Annotated in this window: 23 protein-coding genes and 1 pseudogene; 8 read left to right on the top strand and 16 right to left on the bottom strand. The window is 37.1% G+C overall.

The window, feature by feature from the left end:
* Positions 1-186: 186 nt before the first annotated feature.
* From CJ191_RS03625 to CJ191_RS03640, 4 genes are read right to left on the bottom strand one after another with little or no spacing between them, the layout of a single operon-like run.
* The gene (locus tag CJ191_RS03625; protein ID WP_070467469.1) at positions 187-963 is read right to left on the bottom strand and encodes a Cof-type HAD-IIB family hydrolase; all 777 of its coding nucleotides are present in this window, start codon (positions 961-963) and stop codon (positions 187-189) included.
* 16 nt (positions 964-979) lie between these two features.
* Positions 980-1,198, bottom strand: a complete 219-nt coding sequence (locus tag CJ191_RS03630) for a heme-binding protein (protein WP_070467467.1) — start codon at positions 1,196-1,198, stop codon at positions 980-982.
* Positions 1,199-1,227: 29 nt separating this feature from the next.
* Positions 1,228-2,175: a Gfo/Idh/MocA family protein gene (locus CJ191_RS03635; RefSeq protein ID WP_102198999.1), complete on the bottom strand. Its 948-nt coding sequence runs from the start codon at positions 2,173-2,175 to the stop codon at positions 1,228-1,230.
* Positions 2,168-3,031: a MurR/RpiR family transcriptional regulator gene (locus CJ191_RS03640; RefSeq protein ID WP_070467463.1), complete on the bottom strand. Its 864-nt coding sequence runs from the start codon at positions 3,029-3,031 to the stop codon at positions 2,168-2,170. Before CJ191_RS03640 ends, CJ191_RS03635 begins: the two co-directional genes overlap by 8 nt.
* A gap of 213 nt (positions 3,032-3,244) precedes the next feature.
* On the opposite strand from CJ191_RS03640, the gene CJ191_RS03645 reads away from it, so the two are divergent.
* Positions 3,245-4,258, top strand: a complete 1,014-nt coding sequence (locus CJ191_RS03645; protein WP_070467462.1) for a Gfo/Idh/MocA family oxidoreductase — start codon at positions 3,245-3,247, stop codon at positions 4,256-4,258.
* 27 nt (positions 4,259-4,285) lie between these two features.
* A complete protein-coding gene (locus CJ191_RS03650) occupies positions 4,286-5,260 on the top strand; it encodes a Gfo/Idh/MocA family protein (RefSeq protein WP_102199000.1) in 975 nt (324 codons plus the stop codon).
* Between the two features lie 74 nt (positions 5,261-5,334).
* Here CJ191_RS03650 and CJ191_RS03655 read toward each other — a convergent pair whose 3' ends face one another.
* The 5 genes from CJ191_RS03655 to CJ191_RS03675 all read right to left on the bottom strand — a co-directional run bounded on the left by CJ191_RS03655 (position 5,335) and on the right by CJ191_RS03675 (position 10,562).
* Positions 5,335-6,072 carry a glycerophosphodiester phosphodiesterase family protein gene (locus CJ191_RS03655; protein ID WP_070467460.1) on the bottom strand — a complete coding sequence of 246 codons (738 nt, stop codon included), beginning with the start codon at positions 6,070-6,072 and terminating at the stop codon, positions 5,335-5,337.
* Between the two features lie 12 nt (positions 6,073-6,084).
* A complete protein-coding gene (locus CJ191_RS03660) occupies positions 6,085-7,209 on the bottom strand; it encodes an ABC transporter ATP-binding protein (RefSeq protein WP_070467458.1) in 1,125 nt (374 codons plus the stop codon).
* A gap of 12 nt (positions 7,210-7,221) precedes the next feature.
* The gene (locus CJ191_RS03665; RefSeq protein WP_102199001.1) at positions 7,222-8,109 is read right to left on the bottom strand and encodes a carbohydrate ABC transporter permease; all 888 of its coding nucleotides are present in this window, start codon (positions 8,107-8,109) and stop codon (positions 7,222-7,224) included.
* Entirely contained in the window at positions 8,109-9,002 is an 894-nt protein-coding gene (locus CJ191_RS03670) for a carbohydrate ABC transporter permease (protein ID WP_102199002.1), read from the bottom strand. Before CJ191_RS03670 ends, CJ191_RS03665 begins: the two co-directional genes overlap by 1 nt.
* A 213-nt stretch (positions 9,003-9,215) precedes the next feature.
* The gene (locus CJ191_RS03675) at positions 9,216-10,562 is read right to left on the bottom strand and encodes an ABC transporter substrate-binding protein (RefSeq protein WP_102199003.1); all 1,347 of its coding nucleotides are present in this window, start codon (positions 10,560-10,562) and stop codon (positions 9,216-9,218) included.
* Positions 10,563-10,954: 392 nt separating this feature from the next.
* Between CJ191_RS03675 and CJ191_RS03680 the strand changes: the two genes are divergently transcribed.
* Positions 10,955-11,467, top strand: a complete 513-nt coding sequence (locus CJ191_RS03680) for a GNAT family N-acetyltransferase (RefSeq protein WP_102199004.1) — start codon at positions 10,955-10,957, stop codon at positions 11,465-11,467.
* A 113-nt stretch (positions 11,468-11,580) separates the two neighbouring features.
* Here the strand turns inward: CJ191_RS03680 and CJ191_RS03685 are convergent.
* Positions 11,581-12,306 (bottom strand): annotated as a pseudogene (locus CJ191_RS03685) (IS30 family transposase); the annotation flags it as partial.
* 210 nt (positions 12,307-12,516) lie between these two features.
* On the bottom strand, positions 12,517-14,076 hold the full coding sequence (gene guaA / locus CJ191_RS03690) for a glutamine-hydrolyzing GMP synthase (RefSeq protein WP_070467450.1): 1,560 nt from the start codon (positions 14,074-14,076) through the stop codon (positions 12,517-12,519).
* A gap of 203 nt (positions 14,077-14,279) precedes the next feature.
* On the opposite strand from guaA, the gene mvk reads away from it, so the two are divergent.
* The 4 genes from mvk (at position 14,280) to fni (ending at position 18,559) form a co-directional block, all read left to right on the top strand.
* Positions 14,280-15,263, top strand: coding sequence for a mevalonate kinase (gene mvk, locus CJ191_RS03695; protein WP_070467448.1), 984 nt, complete (start codon positions 14,280-14,282; stop codon positions 15,261-15,263).
* 63 nt (positions 15,264-15,326) lie between these two features.
* Entirely contained in the window at positions 15,327-16,340 is a 1,014-nt protein-coding gene (gene mvaD / locus CJ191_RS03700) for a diphosphomevalonate decarboxylase (protein ID WP_102199005.1), read from the top strand.
* A complete protein-coding gene (locus CJ191_RS03705) occupies positions 16,324-17,508 on the top strand; it encodes a phosphomevalonate kinase (RefSeq protein WP_102199006.1) in 1,185 nt (394 codons plus the stop codon). Before mvaD ends, CJ191_RS03705 begins: the two co-directional genes overlap by 17 nt.
* 1 nt (position 17,509) lies before the next feature.
* Complete coding sequence (gene fni / locus CJ191_RS03710; RefSeq protein WP_070467443.1) at positions 17,510-18,559, top strand: type 2 isopentenyl-diphosphate Delta-isomerase; 1,050 nt, start codon at positions 17,510-17,512, stop codon at positions 18,557-18,559.
* 249 nt (positions 18,560-18,808) lie between these two features.
* Here fni and CJ191_RS03715 read toward each other — a convergent pair whose 3' ends face one another.
* The 4 genes from CJ191_RS03715 to murB all read right to left on the bottom strand — a co-directional run bounded on the left by CJ191_RS03715 (position 18,809) and on the right by murB (position 22,569).
* Positions 18,809-19,120 (bottom strand): AzlD domain-containing protein, encoded by a 312-nt coding sequence (locus CJ191_RS03715; protein WP_102199007.1) that lies wholly within the window; start codon positions 19,118-19,120, stop codon positions 18,809-18,811.
* 10 nt (positions 19,121-19,130) lie between these two features.
* Positions 19,131-19,841: an AzlC family ABC transporter permease gene (locus tag CJ191_RS03720; RefSeq protein WP_070467439.1), complete on the bottom strand. Its 711-nt coding sequence runs from the start codon at positions 19,839-19,841 to the stop codon at positions 19,131-19,133.
* Positions 19,842-19,883: 42 nt separating this feature from the next.
* Positions 19,884-21,560, bottom strand: a complete 1,677-nt coding sequence (locus CJ191_RS03725; protein ID WP_102199008.1) for a DUF3744 domain-containing protein — start codon at positions 21,558-21,560, stop codon at positions 19,884-19,886.
* A 73-nt stretch (positions 21,561-21,633) separates the two neighbouring features.
* Complete coding sequence (murB, locus tag CJ191_RS03730; RefSeq protein WP_102199009.1) at positions 21,634-22,569, bottom strand: UDP-N-acetylmuramate dehydrogenase; 936 nt, start codon at positions 22,567-22,569, stop codon at positions 21,634-21,636.
* 227 nt (positions 22,570-22,796) lie between these two features.
* On the opposite strand from murB, the gene CJ191_RS03735 reads away from it, so the two are divergent.
* Positions 22,797-23,036: a TraX protein gene (locus tag CJ191_RS03735; RefSeq protein ID WP_070467433.1), complete on the top strand. Its 240-nt coding sequence runs from the start codon at positions 22,797-22,799 to the stop codon at positions 23,034-23,036.
* Between the two features lie 82 nt (positions 23,037-23,118).
* On the opposite strand, the gene CJ191_RS03740 is transcribed toward CJ191_RS03735, so the two are convergent.
* Positions 23,119-23,658, bottom strand: a complete 540-nt coding sequence (locus CJ191_RS03740; protein ID WP_102199010.1) for a GNAT family N-acetyltransferase — start codon at positions 23,656-23,658, stop codon at positions 23,119-23,121.
* Positions 23,659-23,694: the final 36 nt, after the last annotated feature.

Consider the following 23,694-nt stretch of genomic DNA (forward strand, 5'->3'; position numbering starts at 1 on the left):
AAATGAATGCTTTTACGGTCAAAGCTAATTTTTTATAAAATTTTAGCACTTCTTTTGAATGTGGGGACTTCAAATAAAGAGCAATCTGAACCATTTTAGTCACAAAAAAGAACAATCTCCACTAAGCGAGTTATCCTCTCTATTCCAAGAGTTCCTAGCAAACTGGTGATTGCCCTTCTTCAAAAATTAATCAAACAAACCTAATTGTTCGCAGGCTTTGTAAATTCCATCGTTCCAAACTTCAGAAGTAATGATATCAGCCGTCTTCTTCACATTATCCGTCCCGTTACCCATGGCAACTGAAGTGCCGACTTTGGCTAACATTTCTAGATCATTATCCGCATCGCCAAATGCATAGGTTTGTGAGATATCTAGGTTCAACACATCTAGGACCTTATCGATTCCATTAGCTTTTGATACATCAAATGGATAAATATCTAAATGGCTTGGAGCGGTTTGCACCACTTTTAATTCAGTCAACCAGTCACTAACGATACGAATATTTTCCGTTGTCACAAGCATTTGTAAGACATGCTCTGGATATTCGGTATCAGGCACTATCTTAAATGGTTCACCATAATCTCTGGCATGCACAACGTTAGGTAATAAGTGTAAGCCCTTCTTGGTATCAAAAAATCCTGGAACATCACGAAAACGCATTTCATCAATAGTACGCTCAACTAATGCTTGGTCGATATAATTTTGATAGACAAGGTCATTTTCAATATGGACGGCTTGACCGTTTGAAGTGATAAATGAGTCAATATTTAACAAATCCCCTAAGTCCTGCATACGATTCTTCCATCGACCAGTTGCAATAATGGGCAGTACATTATTTGCTTTTAACTTTTCAATGGCTAAGTATGTTGAATCGGGCACTTGCTGTTCAATAGGTAAATGATACTTGCTCGAATCAAATAAGGTACCGTCGATATCAAAAAATGCCACTCGTTCAATCTTCATAGAAGAGCCTCCTGTATTATAAGTTAAATTTTACTTTAACATTCCTTAGCGCTTCAACGACTATAGCATGATCATCCTCTTGAGCAAGACCTGAAACAGTTACTGCTCCTTTTAACTCATGGTTCACAATAAGTAGAAAGCTCCCACCCGCAATACCGAAAGTTGGATCATCTAGCCAATTACTATAAGCGCTATGTTCCTGTCTATTATACCAAACATAGGGGATAGTATTCATTCACTACCTCGAAATGATCCCATTAAATATTAAAATATTTCTGCTTTCATTTGATCGATGATAGCTGCAACTTTGATGGTATCTGATACCGGCATCCGGTCACTCTCAAATTTGCCTGACTGTATATTTTCCTGGACATGGGTAATTTCACCATAAAAGTCATCGATCACATTGGCTTTTTCAATACTAGTTACATGATCTCCTATTCGTAAATCAAATTTGGTTGGGCGGTGGAAATCATAAATCACAATTTCCCCTTTCGTTCCTGTAATGACCGCTTTTGCTTCAGTTAATCGGTCAAATCCGGATTCAACAGTGGCTTCCTTCCCATCTACATCAAATACGGCATTCACATATATTTCTACTTGATCCTTATGGAGGAGATAATCCATTTCCTTCAAAACAAATTGACCTGGTAAAAAGTCTTCTAGTAAAGCAACATTATAAACACCCATATCTAATAGACAACCACCTTGTCCTGGTTGGAAGTGGTAAGATGCATTTACTGGGTCAAAAGCTCTACACAAAGAGGTTTTGATAGCTTTAATTTCACCAATCTCCCCAGCAGCAACTATGGTTTTAATTGTTTCGTACGCTGTTGTAAAACGACTTTTCATAGCTTCCATAAAGAAAACAGGTTTGTTAAGCAATGCTTTCTGAATATCTTCTGCTTCTAGTTGGTTCATTGTTGCGGCTTTCTCACAAAGAATAGCTTTATCAGCTTCGATAGCCTTTAAGATCCACTCAAAATGATATTTATGGGGTAGTGCAATATAAACAGCATCTACTTGATCATCATCTAGTAATTCTTGGTATGATCCATAAGCCTTTTCACATGGATGATTAATTTGAAAACTTTGTGCTTTCTCAATCGTTCTATTGGAAACTGCATACAGATTGCCATCTGCTACCTCTTTAAGACTATCTGCAAAACGGTTCGCAATATTTCCAGCACCGATAATACCCCAGTTAATCATCTAATGCTCCTTTCGAAATGCGTGTAAACTTCTTAGCAATTTGTTCGTTATATTCATGGTAGTTCGTCATATAAATCATGGCATACAAAACATTAAAAATATATTCAATCGCAATTTGCGAAGAGAATGTACCAATTTTTAAAGCATCTGACCGTTCTAAGTCAATGGTAGTTAACCAGTGATCAGTCATTCCTGATAAAACTTTGGCATCTAGGGAAGATATCAGTATTGTTGGTATTTTCTCTGCCTTTAATATACGAATAAATGCTCGATACTTTGCAGAATCTCCCCGGTAGGAAGTAAAAATAGCACAATCATTTACTGAAATATTGGAGGCCACCCACGCTTCATCAGCGTATTCTTCTGCTATTACAATAAATATTCCTAATTTAACCAGCTTATTTTGAAAAGAACGGGCAGAAATTTGCGTGTCTCCTTTAGCAAATATAAATATTCGCTGAGCTACCATCAAGGTGTCTACAGTGGCTTCAAAAGCTTTATGGTCAATATTGCTTTGCATGGCTTCAATTGTTTGTTTAGTTAAACTAGCCATTTTATCCGCAATATCTTGGGTAGTATCTTCAACTTCAAAAGGAAAGTTCGCATCAATCGGCTCATTCTTAAACCGATCTTGTTGAGCATATGCAATAAGGGCATTCCTAAAATCTCGGAATCCCTCATAGCCAATTTTTTGGGTGAAACGTACAATTGCTGAATGTGAAGTATACGTTTTTGTTGCTAAGTCAGTTAAATTAAACTGGCTACTGACTGAAGGATTGTTTAAAATATATGCGGCAATTCGTTTTTCGTTTGGTGTAAATTGTTGGTCATTTTTGAGTGCTTGAACTAAATTCATTATGTCACCTTTTCTGAAAGGGGTTTCTACATTTTATATTGTACGCTATCTCCTAGCAAATTGGTATAACAGAAAATATTTTGGTCAGAATGTTCAATTGAATCGGTTAAACGAACCACTTATTGGCAATTACTACCAGAATGAACAAAACGCTATCATTTTTCGATGATTATCGTTATATTTAAGTCAAATCAATTTATGGAGGACATGCTTATGCTGAATATCGCTTATATTGGAAATGGAAAATCAACCAACCGTTATCACTTACCCTTCTCTAGTCGGTTACCAGAAATTGTAAATATCCAAACAATTTATTCACGATCTGGAAAAAGTGCTTGGCCAAGTCTCGCTGGCGTTAATTACACCAATAACTTGGACGAAATCTATAACGATGAAACAATTAATCTGGTTGTCATCACTACCCCTAGCGCTAGCCACTATGATTTAGCAAAACAAACCCTTGAAGCAGGAAAAAATGTCTTAGTAGAGAAACCCTTTGCTGAAACACGTGCCCAAGCTCAAGAACTTTTTGATCTTGCCAAAGAAAAAGATTTATTCATCCAATGTTATCAAAATCGTCGCTATGATTCAGATTTCTTAACTACCCAAAAAGTGATTGAATCAGGTGTTTTAGGTGACTTAATCGATATAGAAATCCATTACGACCGCTACAATCCAGAATTTTCTGAAAACGCTACTTACAATTTAATTGATTCCTATACTTACGGCCTTGGTTCGCATTCTCTTGACCAAGCAATATCCTACTTTGGCATGCCTGACGATGTGCATTTTGATACGCGTCAAATTCTTGGTGAAGGTAAATTGAATGATTATTTCGACTTTGATTTAAATTATGGAAATTTAAAGGTGGCAGTTGCTGGTTCATTAATGCGGTTAGCGCCTAGACCCTCTTTTGCAATTTATGGTAAAAAAGGTGTCTTTATTAAACAAACTAAAGACCGTCAAGAAGAACATTTAAAGTTAAACTATACACCTGATGAACCAGGATTTGGGGAAGATTTACCTGAACATTACGGTACTTTAACCTATCTTGATGACAATGGCGTTTATCATAGAGAAGCAGTCGTGTCTGAAGTTGGCGACTACCGTCAAGTATATCGTGATATATACGAAACAATTATCAATGGAAAAGAAAAAGTGGTTAAGGATGAAGAAACGCTATTAGTCATGCAAATTATGGAAGATGGACAATTAGATTTACATTAGTTTTTGACTACTAGAAAGGATAAAATGATGAAGTTAGGCATATTAGGTGCTGGAAAGATTGTTGTCGATTTCCTATCAATGGTACACGACATCCCAACAATAGAATTAAATGCACTTTTATCATCTGAAAGATCTTTAGAGAAAAACCAAGCGATGGCAGATGATCATGGAATTAAATATGTTTATACAGATATTGAGGCATTACTGGCTAGCGATATAGATACAGTGTACGTTGCTTTGCCAAATCATTTACACTATATATTTGCCAAAAAAGCGCTTGAAGCAGATAAACATGTTATTTGTGAAAAACCCTTCACCTTGAACTTGGCTGAACTTGAAGAATTAGAAGCGATTGCTCTAGAAAAGAATTTAGTATTAGTAGAAGCGATCACTAACCAACATCTTCATAACTTTGCGGCCTTAAAAGCTGATCTAGAAAAACTTGGTGATATCAAAATCGTTGAAGCAAACTATTCACAATATTCAAGTCGCTATGATGCCTTTATGGAAGGTGATGTGTTACCTGCCTTTGATCCTAAAAAAGCTGGTGGTGCATTAATGGATATTAATATTTATAACATTCATTTATTAGTTGGGTTATTTGGTGCACCAAAATCTGTCATGTATTTCGCTAATATTGATCGTGGGATAGATACATCAGGTATGTTAGTCATGGATTTTGACCAATTTAAAGCAGTTTGTATTGGGTCAAAAGATACAGATGCGCCTATAAAATCTACTATCCAAGGCCGAAACGGTGCGCTGATTATTAACGGGCCAACAAATATATTAGCCAGTTATGACTTAGCTATACGTGGTAAAGATTATACAACGACCGACAAACGAATTCATCATCACCGTATGTATGAAGAATTTGTCGCGTTTGAAGATATAATTCGCCAGCGTGATATGAACCGTGTAAAGGAAAATTTAGCGCATTCAAAAGCCGTTATGGGGGTTATTGATCAAGCATTAGCTTCGGCTAATCTACGTCTAGGATAGAATATCATTAAACTGGCATATGATAAAAGCTTATGGACAGAGATATATTGTCCATAAGCTTTTATATTTGAGGGTTATTTTGATTTGTTTACTAATTCAACCGCTAAAGCAACATCATCTGTAATCACATTCGTTACACCAGTATGAATCATTTTTTGAATATCCTCTGCCTTATTTACGGTATAGGTATTAATACCAATATTATTATCCATTAAATTTCCGATATCTTCTGGTTCCAAGGACATAAAGAATGGATGATAATAATCATGTCCGTGATGAGCTGTATAATCGCCGGGTTTAAGGGTACCATTCATCGTTAGTAAGCCAGTTTTTAAGTCTGTATTTATACTTTTAGCCATATTCATAGTGTGATGTTGGAATGAAGACAAAACCACCCGATCAGTAAGTTTATAATCTTGAATTAGATCGTTGACTTTTTCTACTAGACCATCATAGCGCAGTATGTTGGTCTTTAACTCGATATTCACCATAATATCTAGCGGTTTAAACCACTGAAAAAATTCTTCTAATGTAGGTATTTGGATGTGCTCATTTTTTGCAAATTGATGTTCAAAGGCGCCATAAAAGGAAAATGCTTTTAATTCTGTCAAAGTTAAGTCTTTGATAAAACCTTTACCATTAGATGTCCTATCTATCGTTTCATCATGACAAATCACCACTTGTCCATCTTTTGTTAATTGCACATCTAGTTCAATACCAGCGATGTCAAAGGCGTTTGCTTCTTGAAACGCTAGCATAGTATTTTCAGGGAATAGTTTAGAATATCCTCGGTGGGCAATGACACCAGTCATATAGTTCACTCCTTATGCTTCGTGGTAACGACGGTTTAAAATTGAATGGCCAGATGTTTTATCAAATAAATAAGCTTTGCTCAAATCAAATTGTAGATATACATTCGCATGCGTCGGTACCCTTCTAGCTGGACTTAGACGTGCCGTCATTTCTCGCTCAGAAGAATGAAAGTCAAAGTTTACAAATGTATCTGCACCAACTTGCTCAACATTTTTCGTTTGTACTAAAATTGTTTGGTTATCTAAACGATCATTCTTATATTCGAAGTGCTCTGGTCTTAAACCAATCTGAATTTCTTGACCGGTTGCTTCTACTAAAATATTATCTTGCATCTCTTGTGTTAGAGGGAATATGTCTTCACCAGTCTCTATTGCATTACCATTTACTGTTTTCACTAATCGACCGTTAATAAGATTCATTTGTGGGCTACCTATGAATTCTGCGACAAAACGATTAATAGGATTGTTATATAAATTTTCCGGTGTGTCGAATTGTTCAACATTTCCCTCGTTTAAAACAGCTATACGAGTACCCATAGTCATGGCCTCCGTTTGGTCGTGGGTTACATAAATAAAAGTTGTTTGTAATTGACGATGTAATTCAACAATTTCGGAACGCATTGAAACGCGTAACTTTGCATCTAGATTGGATAAAGGTTCATCTAATAGAAATACTTTGGGATTGCGAACCATTGCTCGACCTAAAGCAACGCGTTGCCGTTGGCCACCAGAAAGCGCACCAGGTTTTTTATCTAAATATTCAGTTAATTGAAGTGGTTTTGCTACTGCTTCCACTTTTGCATATCGTTCTCTCTTAGGAACTCCTGCCATCTTCATTGCAAAAGCGATATTATCTCGAACATTCATATGTGGATATAAAGCGTATGACTGAAAGACCATTGCAATATCACGATCCTTAGCCGGCACATTATTCATTACATCATCACCAATACGCAATTCCCCTTCAGAAATCGTCTCTAAACCGGCAATCATACGTAAAGTTGTTGATTTACCACATCCTGATGGTCCTACAAAAACGATGAATTCTTTATCTTCAATATCTAAATCAATATTATGGATGGCTTTAAAACCATCTTCATATATTTTACCCACCTTATTTAATTGAACTTTTGCCATTTTATCCTCCTACTATCCTTTCACTGCACCCGCAGTTAGTCCTTTAACCATATTCTTCGAACCGATGATAAAAATAACTAAACTTGGCATCATTGAGATGATGACGCCCGCAATCATTAGTACTAAGGATTGTGAGTCAACGCTATTTAACATAGAAATCCCAATCTGGACAGTTCTAGCATTATCATTATTCGTCACCAATAATGGCCACATATACATATTCCAACCTGCCAAGAAAGATTGCACAGCCATTGAACCTAGCGTCGGCCTTAATAATGGGAACATTATTTCAAATACAAAACGTAAGTCCCTACAGCCATCCATTTTTGCAGCTTCATATATTTCATAAGGAAAGTGCTGTAATGCCTGTGTACATAAGAAGATATTGAAGGCAGATGCCATAAAAGGAAGAATCAATACAATAATTGAGTCATTTAAACCCCAACCAGAAACCATTAAGAATTGAGAGATAATCACAGCTTCACCAGGTACCATCATGGTCGAAAGAATAAGTGCATATACTAGTTTACTTCCTTTAAACTGTATAAATCTAAAGGCAAATCCTGCTAATAATGAAGTTAAAATCTGTAATACAGTCACCGATGTAGCCACAATGATTGAGTTGATAATATAACGACCTAATGGTGCGATATCAAAAACTTCTACAAAATTCGTTAGTGTTGGGTTTTGTGGAAATAAAATCGAATTTGGATCATATAATTCTGCTGATGGCTTCAAAGCCATTAATAATGCGTAAATTAAAGGAAACATCATGAAAAGCCACATGAAGATATTTAAGGCAATAATACCCACTCGCTGAAATCCTTGTTGTAGCACATATTTTTGATCTTGCTTATGTTGATGAGTGACAAAAATTGGGTTAACTTGATGCATAGCCATTATTTATTACTCCTTCCCCGAATGATGAACATAATAATTGTTAATATCATAATTATCACGAATAGCACTACAGATTCTGCAGATGCGAATCCATAACGATAATTCATAAAGGCATTCTTATAGATATCGTAAACAATTACATTTGTAGTTTCTCCAGGTCCACCTTTAGTTAGAATATTGATTTGACCGAAACCTTGAAAAGCATTGATCACATTCGTCACAATGACAAAAAAGAAAGTTGGTCCTAACGAAGGAATCGTAATATTTAAAAACTTTTGAAGACTATTCGCTCCATCTATAGAAGCACTCTCATATAATGCATCATCGATACTGGCCAATCCTGAAGAAAAATATAAAAAGTTCATACCAGAATTCAACCAACCTGTTAAAATCCCTACAACCACTAATGACCAGGTAGGATGAGTTAATAAGTTTTGATTGATACCTAATATTTTATTGATAATGCCCACAGTAGGATTTAGCATCACTTGAAAAATCATAGCCATACCCGCTGATGCAATAGCCATAGGCATTGCGTAAGAAGTAGAGAAAAACCTAATCCCTGGAAATGATCTTTGACACAAAATTGCTGCTATTAAACCAACTGTCACGCCAAATAATACAACGATTAATACAAATTGAAATGATACCAACATAGAATGCCAAAATGATTTACTTGCAAATAATTCTGTATAGTTCCTGAACCCTAAGAAAAGCGACATTTGTCCAAACGAATCCGTTAGATATAATGAACGAAATATCGTTTGAATAAACGGCCAAAACATAAAGATGGATAAAACAAGTAAGGCTGGTAATAAATAGATATAAGGTTGGATGCTTCCCCATAAATTTTTCTTTGAATTAATGATGATCATTTCGTCAGTACGTTCCAAAATAATACTCCTTTCAAAATAAACAAGGCTGGGAAAAAGTATCCCAGCCTGACAGCATAACTAACAATAGTGATACTGTTGAATGCCTTCTGGCACATTGGTATCCGTATATCATTTAGAGCTGATAAGGTTTCAAAAATATCAGTACTCCAAAACACTACCAGTAAAATGCGCATTAGATGCACTTTTTATACCTTGTATACAGACCGAGTTTTATTGATTTGTTGCATTGTAGTTTTCTATCGCTGCATTTGTTTGATTAGCCATATTTTGTACAGCCTCTTCTGCTGTGATCTCATCGTTTAACAGCCGTTCTAATTCAGCTTCAAAGTACATACGTGCTTCTTGATTTACACCTGATAAGGCACCTTGATCTTCAGGTGTAGCATCATGTAACTGATCGATAGCCGTTTGGAATTGTGGAAATTCTGCTAAATTGTCCTTAAATACTTGTTCTTCCTGTGCAGTTTTGTTGACTGGAAAGTATCCTGTATCAGCATTCCATTGTGCTTGAACTTCTGGTGATACTAGGTACTGTATGAAGTCCCATGTTGCATCCTTTTTAGCTTCATCTTCTGAATCAATCATCCATAGAGACGCTCCACCAATAGATACACCTCCCTGATCTTCAGAAGATAATGCTGGGAAATAAGCGGTGCCAACTTCAAAGCGTCCATCAACTTCAGTTAGGATCTGGCGTAATGTTGCTGTTGAAGCTAAAGTGATAGCAGATTGTCCAGAAACAAACTCAGCTTGACCACCCGTACGCCCAACATTAGGTGCTACGTCTTCATCTTGTGCTTTTTTCCAAGTTTCTAAAGCCCGTAACATGCTACCGTTCTGGTCAAAAGTAACTGCTGTAGGTGCACCATCTCGGCCGTTGCCATTGTTATACATATCTTCTTCAGTTTTATTGATAAATTGTTCAAGGTACCAGCCATAGATAGTTAGTGACATTGGCATCTCAACGCCTGCTTCAGTTAATTTTGGCGCGATATCAATGATTTCTTCAAATGTTGTTGGTGCTTGGTCAATACCAGCTTGCTCAAAAATATCCGCATTGTAGTACATTAAAGGGGTAGATGAATTAAAAGGCATGGAATATAAGGTATCATCTTTCGTATAGTAAGCTAGTAAATTTTCTTCTAGATCTGCTAACTCAAAATCTGACTCATCTACATAGTCTTGTACGGGTACCGTTAAATCTGAATCAATCATGAAAGTCATTCCTTGTTCAAATACCTGAACTAAGTCAGCTCCAACATCAGAGCCAGAAGCAGAGGAACGTAACTTCGTTAAAGTTTCATCATAGGTACCTTGGTACTGAGCATTCACGAATACATCGTCTTGTGAAGCATTATATTCATCTACAATTGTTTGTAATGCTTCTCCAGTCGAACCACCCATACCATGCCAGAATACCAATTCAGTTTGCCCTTCAGTGGCTCCTGTTGAGCTACTTGATGATTCAGAATTCGTCCTACCATTTCCACACGCAGCTAATAATGTAGCGGAAAGTAAGCCTACACCAAAACGCATGATACGCTTGTTAAATTTCATTATTGTTATTTCCTCCCAAAAATTTCTTTTTTTTTAACTCTGCTATTCATCTTAAACTAGCAATATTAACTTCCAATCAATTTTACGTATTCTTTTTGAAAATAATCAGTAAAGTCTTTATTTCAAAATATTTACACTTATTGGACTTTTTAAATATTAAAAAAACGGTAAATGCTCTTTATCTCGCACAAAATAAAGACTGATAAATCGCTCTACCTACTTTAATAAGTATATTTCATGTAAAGATTGTTTAGATGTCTTTACATATCTGATTCATAAATACGCATTTTTAAACGATCAAATGACTGATGTTTAAGCCAAATTTATGCTTTAATATTTAAGCCTATTTAGGTTACTATAAAAGAAATGTATAATTCAGGAGGATGTTATTTATGGCACAATTACAGCAATGTACCCTAGCCGATGTCGATGAGTTAAGAGCTGTCTCTATTGAAACTTATACGGATACGTTTGGTGCTTTTAATTCAGATGAAAATATGCGAATTTATTTAGAGGATGCCTATAATCGTGGAAAATTATTAGCAGAATTAGAAACTACTAACAGCCAATTCTACTTTTTAAAGGTTAATAATGACACTGTGGGTTATCTTAAATTGAATGTAGATGATGCACAGACTGAGTATATAAACGACAATCTCCTTGAAGTGGAAAGAATTTATGTACGAACAGCTTTTTTACGTCACGGATATGGCACACAATTGATCCAAGCTGCCGAAGAAATTGCACGTAATCTAGGTGTGGCTGGTATTTGGTTAGGTGTATGGGAACATAATCAACGCGCTCTTTACTTTTATAGCAAAATGGGCTTTCACCATATTGGCCAACATGCTTTCTTTATGGGAGATGACGAGCAACTAGACTTGATTTATTATAAAGATATATAAAAGATAAAGAATCCCTGGACAGGCATCCAGGGATTCTTTATGCATCAACTTGAATCTGTAATCTAAATTTTTGCCAAGGTTTAATTTCATCCCTATAGAACCAACAAAACACCTTAAGCTGCTTGTAAATCGGCCAGTTCTTCCTGAAGGCGTTCTACAGGTGTTGTATAGCCCATTATTTTTCTTGGTCTGTGGTTGATCGCATCGGTTACTTCCAGTAAATACGAATAGGACAATGGACGCAGAGTGACTCCCTTTGGGATAAATTCTCGGAGCATGCGGTTATGCCTTTCGTTCGTTCCTCTCTCCCAAGAAGCATACGCATGAGTAAAGAAAACCTGAACGTCTTCAGCGATGATTTCGATAAGAGACAGACTTGAAAACTCAGAGCCGTTATCAGTTGTGAGTGACTTGAACTGTTCTAGCCCCTGTTTTTTTATCAAGTCAAGCACGCCTTTTTGAACCAGCGCTGCGCCTTTTCCCCAAACTTTCTTAGTGAGGCAGTAGCGTGTTTTCCGTTCAACCGTAGTGATGATGACAGGCTCATTTTTTGTTTTCTTACCTAATACTAAATCAACTTCCCAATGCCCAAATTCTTCCCTCGAGAGTACTTCTGGAGAGCGTTCTTCGATACTGCGTCCCAAGTGTTTAGCGTTATGACCTTTAGGTTCAGAAACGGTTGTTTTTCGTGGCCGCATCCTAGTCTTCATAGGCAAATCGATATTACGGATTGGAAGTACGGCAGCATTTATCAAAGCATAAACGGTCTTCATGCATGGTACGCGTTCGTCAGGGTGCAACTTTCTATAAGAGTGTACAAAAATAGTAACTGTATATATTGATGAATATCAGTAAAATGGTACTCTATAATGTGCCCCAAAAGTCAGATTAATTTTAAGAGCGTTGACCAACCGGCCAACGCTCTTCTTTTTATATTTATTGTACTTAATTGGCTTCTAGACAAATAATTTAAGTGGGTTTTAAGTGATTTATATAAAAAACAACCCTTACAAAGACTATTAAATAAGACTTTGTAAGGGTTTTGTGTTTTATTCCCACTCGATGGTTGCAGGTGGCTTGCTCGTAATATCTAGGACGACGCGGTTAATGTGTGCACATTCGTTTACAATACGCTTAGAAATAGTATCTAATACATCATAAGGAATGCGTGCCCATTCTGATGTCATCCCGTCAACTGAAGTTACTGCACGAATACCAATAGTGTATTCATATGTACGCTCGTCACCCATTACACCTACTGATTTAAATCCTGGTAGGACTGTAAAGTATTGCCAGATGTCGTCTTCAAGTCCATGTTTTCTGATTTCATCACGTAAGATGAAGTCAGATTCACGTACGACTTCTAGTTTTTCAGGTGTTACTTCACCGATGATACGGATAGCTAACCCTGGACCTGGGAATGGTTGACGCCAAACGATTTCATTTGGCATACCTAATTCGGTACCTACTGCACGAACTTCATCTTTAAATAAAGTGTTCAAAGGCTCAATTAAAGAGAAGGTCATGTCTTCAGGTAATCCACCTACATTGTGGTGAGATTTGATTGTTTGCGCTGTATCGGTACCTGATTCGATCACGTCAGTATATAATGTACCTTGTGCTAAAAAGTCAACATCTTTAATTTTATGCGCTTCGTCATCAAATACGTACACGAATTCGTTTCCGATAATTTTACGTTTGCGCTCTGGATCAGATACGCCAGCTAATTTATTCAAGAAGCGTTCTTCAGCGTCAACTTTGATGATGTTTAAACCAAATTTACCACCTAAGGTTTCCATCACTTCTTTAGCTTCATTCTTACGCAATAAACCGTGATCTACAAAGATACACGTTAATTGGTCACCGATAGCTTTTTGTAATAATACACCTACAACTGATGAGTCTACCCCACCTGAAAGGCCTAGTAATACTTTACCGTCACCAACTAATTCACGAATTTCTTGGATTTTTATATCGATGAATTTTTCCATTGTCCATGACCCTTGTGCACCACAAATATCAAAGACAAAGTTACGTAACATATCGTTACCATGAACTGACGCACGAACTTCTGGATGGAATTGGAAACCATAGAATTGTTTTTCAGTGTTTTCAAAGGCAGCTACTGGACTATGTTCACCGCGAGCAGTGACTTCAAATCCTTCAGGAATTTCTTCAATTCGGTCAGAATGGCTCATTAACACTAGCTCTTCTGCTTCTAGCCCTTTAAAAATAGCTGAATCTGTTTTATCGATAAATAATGGCTGTTGACCATATTCACGTTTCTCAGAGCGGGCAACTACCCCACCATTTTTAAATGTCATTAATTGCATACCATAGCAAATCCCTAAAACCGGAATTCCTAAATCAAATACTGCTTCATCAATTGAAAAAGCATCTTCTGCATACACTGACATTGGACCACCTGATAAGATAATACCTTTCACATTACCTTTCGCCATGATTTCATCAGCTGTTAGTTTATGTGATAAAAGTTCTGAATAAACGCCTAACTCACGAATACGGCGTGTAATCAATTGATTGTATTGACTACCATAATCAAGTACAATGATTTTTTCAATATCTTGCATTGATTGTTGGACACTCATGTTTTCACTTCCTTTTTCGAATTTCATATTTATTCTAGCATTTAACATTTGTGATTACTAGGATTTTATCGATGTTCAGTAAAATATTGTTCGGATTCTAATCTGGCAACCTTTAATAATTTGCTAAATTTATATTTAATTCGTTTTCAAAGCTGTTGACCATTAAAATATTGTATATAATAAAACAGAATAGGAGTGAAAGTATGAGAAAAGCGACTGGTAAAGCAAATGGGAAAATCATTATTATTGGTGAACATGCAGTTGTTCATGGATATCCATCTGTAGCCTTACCCTTCCATGCGGTAGAGATGACGGTAACTATTGAACAAATTCAAACCAATGCTTATTTAGTGAGTGAATTATATGAGGGACCTCTCCATCAAGCACCGTCTGACTTACAAAATTTATTAGCTGTCTATGACCAACTGCGGGCTGATTTAATGACACAAAGTCAAAGCCATTGGTTGATCAATATCCATTCTTCTATACCCGCAGAACGTGGTATGGGATCTTCAGCGGCTATGGCAACAGCATTAGTACGAGCTTTTTATAACTATTATGATCTCCCACTTTCTGATGATCAATTACTGAAATATGTCGACTTATCTGAAAAAATTAGTCATGGGAACCCATCTGGTTTAGACGCACGGGTTGCTGGTCTGGGCTTACCTTTAATCTATCAAAAGAATCAGCCAATAAAAGTTTGCCAATTTAATACCCCCTACTGGTTGGTGGTAGCTGACACAGGCATTCATGGAAATACTAAAAATGCGGTGACTGATGTAGCAGCTGGTTTAAATTCAGCTTTTATTACCCGTCGTCAAGCGGTAGAAAATAATCTACGCCAACTGGGTAAAGCAGCCAACCAATTTATTGATTTAGTCAATATAACACCGAATCAAATGGCTAACGACCAGCTATTTACGGCTATTTGTAATACATTTAAAGATGCTCACCAGCATTTACGAGCTTTACAAGTCTCTAGTCCTGAACTTGAAGCAGGTGTGACTTTTGCAGAAGCGAATGGCGCTGGCGCAGCCAAACTGACTGGTGGTGGCCGTGGCGGTTGCTATTTTGCATTATGTGATAGCAAGGACAAGGCTATCCTTTTGGCAGAATCATTAAAGGAAAATAACTTGGCAGTGGCAAGCTGGGTGGTCCCTTTTAAAAGTGCAGCTACCGAATAGTGGGCGAAATATATAGAAATCGGTTATAATAAAGGAAAGAATTTTTTTTGAGGGAGAATCAAGATGTCAGTTTTTCAAGGCGCTTACCGCGCACACACCAATATTGCATTAATAAAATATTGGGGTAAGGCAAATAAAGACCTTTTTATCCCCACTACATCTAGTTTATCACTCACTTTAGACGCCTTGTATACAGACTCGCGCGTAACTTTTTCAAGTGATTTTGATAAGGATGTTTTTTATTTAAATGGTCAGTTACGTAATGAAGTTGAAACGGCAAAAATTAGCCAGTTTTTAGATCTTTTCAGAGCTGAAGCAGCGGTTGATTTAAAGGCAAAAGTAGAAAGTGTGAACCATGTACCTACTGCAGCTGGATTGGCTTCTTCTTCTTCAGCATTCTCTGCCTTAGCCGCCGCTACAAGATCAGCTTTAAATTTAGAAGGTCAAATATCTGACCAAGTATTATCTACCTACGCTAGACGTGGTTCTGGTTCAGCAACGCGGTCAATTTTTGGTGGCTTTGTAGAATGGCAAAAAGGAACTCGCAATGAAAACTCTATGGCAGTTAGAGTAGATGAAGCAAATTGGGATATCGGGATGGTCATTATGGCGATTAATACCGCTGAAAAACGCGTATCTTCTCGTGAAGGTATGGCCCATACTTTGAATACTTCGCCTTTTTACCCGGAATGGGTAAAGCAAAATATGATTGATCTGGACCGGATTAAGGCTGCAATTGTCAAACAAGATTTTCAATTGATGGGAGAAATTGCAGAAGCTAATGCTATGCGTATGCATGCCACAACGATGGCTGCTGATCCATCTTTTACTTATTTCGAACCTGAAACCATTAAGGCCATTCAAGTTGTTCAAGATTTGCGGGCGACTGGTGTATTGGCTTACTATACGATAGATGCTGGACCAAATGTAAAGGTCTTATGCCGTGCTAGCCAAATGGATGAGGTAGTAGCCTTTTTCAAGGTTTATTTCCCTCATATGGACTTTATTAAAACAACGGCTGGTCCTGGGATACAACGATTAGATAGATGGGAGTATGAAGATGGCGCATTCGCATAATGATAGCACGATAATCCATACGAATAACGAAACAAACGCCATCAAAGTGGCCGTGCCTGGGAAATTATTTCTTGCAGGTGAGTATGCAGTAGTCAATTCTGGCCAAGCAGCCCTTCTAACAACAGTGGATGCTTTCTTACATTTAAACTTAATAGATAATCCTGGGGAAAATGGTTATTTAATTACTAGTCAAGCCGACCATCCACTAGCCTGGTCATATGATATTAACGGGCAAGTGATCAGTGATGACCCCTTAGCCAATGAATTCCCGTTAATTTGGGAATCCATGCGCACAGTAATGGCATACGCTGAAGCAGTTGGTATGAAGTCAGCAACTACACCTGATTACTTTGATTTAGAAATAACTTCTGATCTTGATGCTGCAGATGGCACCAAATACGGTTTAGGATCATCCGGCGCTATTTCAGTAGCTGTAGTATCTGCCCTTTTAAAATATTATAAATTAGACCAAGATATTACCGAGTCTCAATGGGTTTACCGAGTGTATAAGCTAGTAGCGATTACGCAAGCACAGCTAGGTATGGTTGGTTCCCTTGGAGATGTAGCAGCTAGCGCTCAAACTGGTGTGATTTATTATCAGAATTTTGACCGTGAATGGTTTAACCAACAAGCTAAATCTACTGGTGAAGATATCCATCACCTAATTGAAGAATTTTGGCCTGACTTAATGATTGAGCAACTACCAATTGATCCAGATTGGACCTTGTCTTTAGTCTGGTCTAAGGAAAAAGCCTCCACAGAAGACCTGTTGAAAATGGTTGCACATCATATTTCTGAAAGAGAATTAGAAGAAATTATGTCGACTTTTAAACAACTGGCTAAACGTCAAGTGTTAATGGCTAAGGCAGCTATTCAAATGAATGAATGGTCTTTATTTAAGTCTGCTATTAAGGATAATTTTGAAAATATTTTAAATTACACACAAACACTGAATAAGCCGTATTTAACCAAGTCATTTAAGAAAGCACTAAAATTAGTGACATCAGATAAGTCTGTTGCCAAAATTTCCGGCGCAGGTGCTGGCGACTGTGCTTATGCAATTTCTAGTCAAGCTGATGAAGCTAGAAACATCGAAGCCACCTGGCGAGAAAACGACCTTGTCGTTCTTCCTTTCGCTTTTTGGCAAAGAAATGAACAGGAGAGATAATATGAACCGTAAAGATGCTCATGTGCACAATGCTGAAATGCAATATCAAACAGCAGCTACTGATTTTGAATCTGTCCGCTTTGTCCATCCCTCATTATCCCACCAAGCATTCCATCATATCGACTTGTCTACAACATTGTTCAAACAGCAATTTGACCGCCCCTTCTATATTAATGCGATGACAGGTGGATCTGCTTGGACAAAGAGGATTAATGGGATGTTTGCTGAAGTGGCCCGTGAATGTCATTTACCAATGGCTTCTGGCTCAGTATCAGCTGCCTTAAAAGATGCTTCTGTAACAGATTCATTTACAATTATACGGGAGGTCAATCCGAATGGCTTTGTAATGGCAAACGTGGGGGCCGACAAGAATTTAGAAGATGCTAAACGAGCTGTAGACTTGCTTGACGCAGATGCGCTACAAATCCACCTAAATACGGCACAAGAGATTGTGATGCCCGAAGGTGATCGTGATTTTAGAAAATTAGAAGACCATATTGTAGATATTGTCGAAAATCTAGATAGACCAGTTATGGTCAAGGAAGTTGGTTTTGGTATGTCCTATCAAACCATGCATCACCTTCAAAGTCTAGGTGTCAATACCATTGACGTATCAGGCACTGGTGGTACTAATTTTGCCAATATTGAGAATGCTCGCCGTGAAAACAAGGAGTTCTCTTACATGGCTGATTGGGGACAATCCACAGTAATTTCTTTATTAGAGGCACAACCATTAATGAGTCAAACTACAATCGTTGCTTCAGGTGGGATTAAAAATCCATTGCAGATGATGAAGGCTTTAGCTTTAGGTGCATCAGCTGTGGGCATGTCAGGACAATTTCTGCATTCAGTCCTTAGTGAAGGCGTTGATGCTACGATTGAGATGGTAAAATCTTACGACGAACAATTACGGTTATTGATGATGGTATTAGATTGTCAGGACTTAGATGAATTAAGAAATACTGATCTTATGATTACCGGAAAACCAGCTGAATGGTCAAGATTACGCCGAATTAATATCGAATACTTCGCATCTAGAAGTCAAAATTAAGTTTAAATAAATAGCGCTACAATATATAGGACTGATGACCTAAAAAGTCATTGGTCCTATATTTTTTGCCAAAAAAGGCTTAGACGCGTATTATGTTAGCAAACTAAAGACCGCTTGGACACGGTTGATAAATATTAATCATAATGAATAATAGAAATAGTTGCTAAATAAAAAACCAAGCAATCAAATGATACTTGGAAAAAATCTTACCTATCCGATTGGACAAAGAAGGTCTTATTCAATTAAAAGTTAAAATAAAAAATATAATAATGCAATTGTGCCGACTCCAGCGATGATTGTCTTGATAATATCTTTAAATCGATAAGCAACAAGTAAAGATACAAGTGCAGGAATTAGTTTGATATTCTCAAAAAGGTTGAGATTGAAATGGTCTTCCCAGAAAAATATATCGGTAAAAATCATTGCTGTAAAAATAATAACAGGAAGGTAAGCCATTGTCTGATAAACCATTGGAGAGATTTTACTGTTCCGCATAATAAATGCTGGGAGTACGCGCACAGCGATACAAAGAAATCCTAGTGATACTACAAATAATGTCATGATATCCCTCCTATGTCACGCGACGATTGTCTTGCCGTTTTAAGAAATAGAATACGACCGCTAGAGCGATAGCCGTTGCCATGATAATGACATAGGATGATTGGAAAATAATCATCAAAATAATAGCAAGTATACCAGTGAATAGCATGGTATTTAACATCATACGATTATTTAAGTTTGGTATCAGTATACCGATAAACATAGCAATCATAACAAAATTACTAATCACTTCTGGAATCTGGATAAAGGTACCAAATAAGGCGCCTAAAGCTGTAAATACAATCCATGAAATCCAAGTAGATGTAGATATAAATAAAGCATCATCGATTGACCATGGTTGTTGTGGACTAGCATTTTGAAATTTAGATACATTAATCGCATAGCTCTCATCTGCTGTCATATAACTCAACCAGGCAACTTTAAAATGCGCTACCTCTTTTAGGTATGGCCCAAAAGAAACACTATATAAGGCTTGACGGGAACTAAGTAACAATACTGATATAAAAACCTCGGCAATACCGGCTTGTTGTGCGATTAGCGCTGCAGCTACGAATTGAGCAGACCCTCCAAATACCAGGCCACTCATAAGTGCAACTTGCCACCAGGTCAATCCTGCATCAGAAAGTAATAACCCACAAGCTAAACCAACTGGTAAATACCCTAGAATAATGGGTATTGATAACTTAATACATTCCGACTTAACGTCCACTGTTTCTTGCATTAAACACCCTCCCCAATCTTTATTTGCTCAAAATCAACGCGTTTACCGGTTGACCTCGCGATGATAATCCATAAATTTCTTGATAAAATTATAGGGATCAATTAAACCTATTTGACGGGCAAAGATGTAGAGATTTGATTCCCGTAAAAAGGCTCTTTGAATTAAACGGTAATCTGTGGCAATTCTAATAGGTTGTGTATCTGCAATCAACTCACCGTCTGCTAGTACCCAAGCATGACGGGTAAATTCCAAGACTAGGTCCGTATTATGCGTATTAATGATAATAGCCATATCTTGTTCTTGATTAATTTGATAAAGATATTGCATAAATTCGTTGTAATGGTGATAGTCTTGACCTTCTGAAGGTTCATCAATAATTAATAAAGACGGCTTATTAATCAAGGCTGAAGATAACATAATGCGTTTTTGTTGACCAAAAGATAATTGTCCAATTTTTAATTCGGAGGCATAAATAAGTCCTGTTCGCTTCAATGAAGCGCGAATGACCTGTTTAGCTTCTTCCGGTGAATAATTACATTTAGAAGCAATATCTTCCAAATATGCTTTAACTGTATAATCAAGGATAGATTGGTCAATATTTTGTTGGATATAAACCGTTTCCTGTCTCATTTGAGCTAGATTAGCTGTCGTCACCTCTTCACCTAACCAGTGAATGGTCCCTTTATCAGGATGTAAATTACCATCGATAATTTGAGCTAACGTAGACTTACCTGAGCCATTCTTTCCAACAATAGCAATCATGTCCCCTTTAAATACTTTAGTAGAAATGTTGGACAGGGTGGCATGATCACGACCGGGATAGGTAAAAGATATATTGTCTAAGGTTAAAACAGATTCGTTACTTCGTTTTTGCACAAAATTTGGCACAGTCATCAGCCACGATTCAATCGTACGCTTCAAATTAGGTCCGTGAACGTAATTGACATTTGAAATATTACGCACTTTATCTAATGGATAACCGGTGTATCGAATAGCTGAAACATAAGCAGGTTCGCCGATTCCTAAACTATTTAAAATATTGCGTTTTAATAACTTCTCAGAGTCTCCATCAAAAATGACCCGACCTTCAGACAGGACAATCACGCGATCAACTGGACGGTATAGCACTTCTTCTATCCGGTAATCGACCATCACAACCGTCGCATCCGTATGATGATGAATGTCATCTACTAAATCGATAAAAATTTGTCCTGCTCGAGGCGCTAAATTCGCAAGCGGTTCATCAAAGATAAAAACAGATTGTTCATAGTTTACATTATTCACAAAATTCTGAATATCACGTTGCCCTTCAGAAAGTCGTTCTAAGCTAGTATCCACATCTTGGGGGTGTTCTAAAATACGGCGTTTTAATTCTTCAGAAAAGTTTGGGATATATTCACTTGACCGTTTACGTATCCCATTTTTTTTAACAGTTTCTTCCAAATGGTGGTCTACCGCATCCGCCATAACAGTTGCATCCATTGTTTCCATCTCAAGATCAAAGTTGACAATTTCCCCTTCAATCGTGCCTTGAAATTCTTCAGACTCTAATTTACCACGCAACGCGCGCACTAAAGTAGATTTTCCTGAGGCATTAGCCCCGATGATTAACACTTTTTCACCACGATAGAAAGTTAAATTGATATTTTTTAATGCCCGTCTACTCGCACCTTTGTATGTAAACGACATATTTTTAAATTGTATCCAAGGATTGGACATAAATCCATGCCCCTTTCAAGAATTTTTTTCATACAAATGATTTACTGAATTCTTTCTAAAAAATAGGGAAGCGTTAATCGACAAAACTTTCATCTACTGTATCATATTTAGACCGTCTCCCTAAAATACGTACTTCTGGTTCAAGAGCGACCTTATTAAGGTCCCAAATAACTTCTTGAATATGGTGAATCATATTGATATAGTCCGTAGCAGTTGCATTACCAATATTGACGATAAAGCCAGCATGTTTCTCAGAAATCTGAGCACCACCTATGGTATACCCTTGCAATTTAGCTTCTTGTATTAATTTACCTGTAAAGTGTCCTTCTGGGCGTTTAAATACTGACCCACATGACGGGTACTCTAGCGGTTGTTTAGATTCTCGAAGGTAGGTTAATTCGTCCATTTTAGCCAATATTGAGTCTAAATTCCCCTTCTTCAATTTGAATCGCGCTTCAACAACTATATCGCCAGTTTCTTGTAGTTCAGAATGACGGTATGCCAAGTTCAAATCTTCATTTTTCAAGGTGTACATGCGACCAGCCTTCGTCACAACATCTACTTCAACTAATATTTCAGAAATTTCACCACCATAAGCACCAGCATTCATATAAACTGCCCCTCCAGTAGATCCTGGAATACCACAGGCAAACTCAAATCCAGTTAGTCCTTTTGCTCCGGCTGACCGACTCACATCGATAATTTTCGACCCAGCACCGGCTTTTATGTGCGTACCGTCAATTTGAATATAGTTCATTTCAGTTAACATCAACACAATGCCTGAAACGCCTTCATCTGAAATAATGACGTTTGATGAGTTTCCCAGTACTAGAACAGGTTCATGGGCTTTGTTGGCAAAGCGAACTAGGGCTTGAATTTCTTCGGGTGTTTTTGGAAAAATTAATACATCCGCTGGACCACCAGTTTTTGTATAAGTATATTGATTTAATGGTTCATTAAATTTTATCGTTGATTGAGGAAATGTCTTGCGTAAATCATTTAAAAACATTGTGAATTACCCTTCCTGGTAATATATTTAGCATTCATTAAAAACAGCATCAGATTGCTGATAAAATGCTAGTTAAATCTAATCCATAATAACACATTTTACCGCATATTTACATTGTGTAAAAGGGTTTGTGTGGCACATACATTAACATTTTCTTAAAAAGATGTTATAGTATTATTTTAATTAGTGACAAATTGTCACAACTCGTTTTACGAAAGGACCTTTTTATGAATAAAATCAGACAAAATGCCTTGATGATGCTCGCTTTAACCTTTATTTATGCTGGCTTACAAATTGCAAGGCCAGCTACAGAATTAGCTTGGACAAACATTACACTTTCCATCATTATTCCAATTATTGCCATGATTTTTGCTTTCAATGAGAAAGATAATAAATGGCGCTGGTCCCTTATCACAATAGAAACCATTCTTTTCATCGTGATGATTGCTATGGCTATTTTAAAATAAATTTGAAAGTTTAAAAATTTGAAGCGAAAAGGTCGGGACCAAATTCAGTCTCGACCTTTTTTGAACGTTCGATGCTTTATATTTATACTTGATCTTGATTTTCAACAGATAAGCCCATTAATACTAAGTCATGAAATTCGCCATCATGGTATATACCTTTGGGGGTTATGCCTATTTCTTCAAAAGAGAATTTCTCATATAGACTAATCGCCCGCATATTATCTTTAGACACTTCTAAACGTAAATAGCGCAAGATATCATTTTCAGTTGCCCAGTCAATCATATCTTCAATCATGACACGAGATAAACCTAATCCCCAGAAACGCCGCAAAATAGATATGCCTAACTCGCCCATATGTGCAACTTTAGCATGGGGTTCAGCACCAATACTAGCAACGCCAATTATCTCGTCGCCTAAACGAGCAATTAATACACGATTGTTCAAGCTTTCTTGTAATGATTTCAAATAACGGGTTTCTTGCTCTTGGTTTATACCTAGTCCTTCTTCTCCAAATGATAAGAAGTCTGTTTCACCACCAACCACTTTGTAAAAGTCTAATAAAGCTTTCGCGTCCTTTGGCATCGCATCTGCCAAGGTGATTTCCAATTGTTCTTTTTTCATATAGTCTCAATCCTTCTATTTCACTGCTACACTTCA

It is taken from the genome of Aerococcus viridans, from assembly GCF_002871935.1.
Taxonomy (GTDB): domain Bacteria; phylum Bacillota; class Bacilli; order Lactobacillales; family Aerococcaceae; genus Aerococcus; species Aerococcus viridans_B.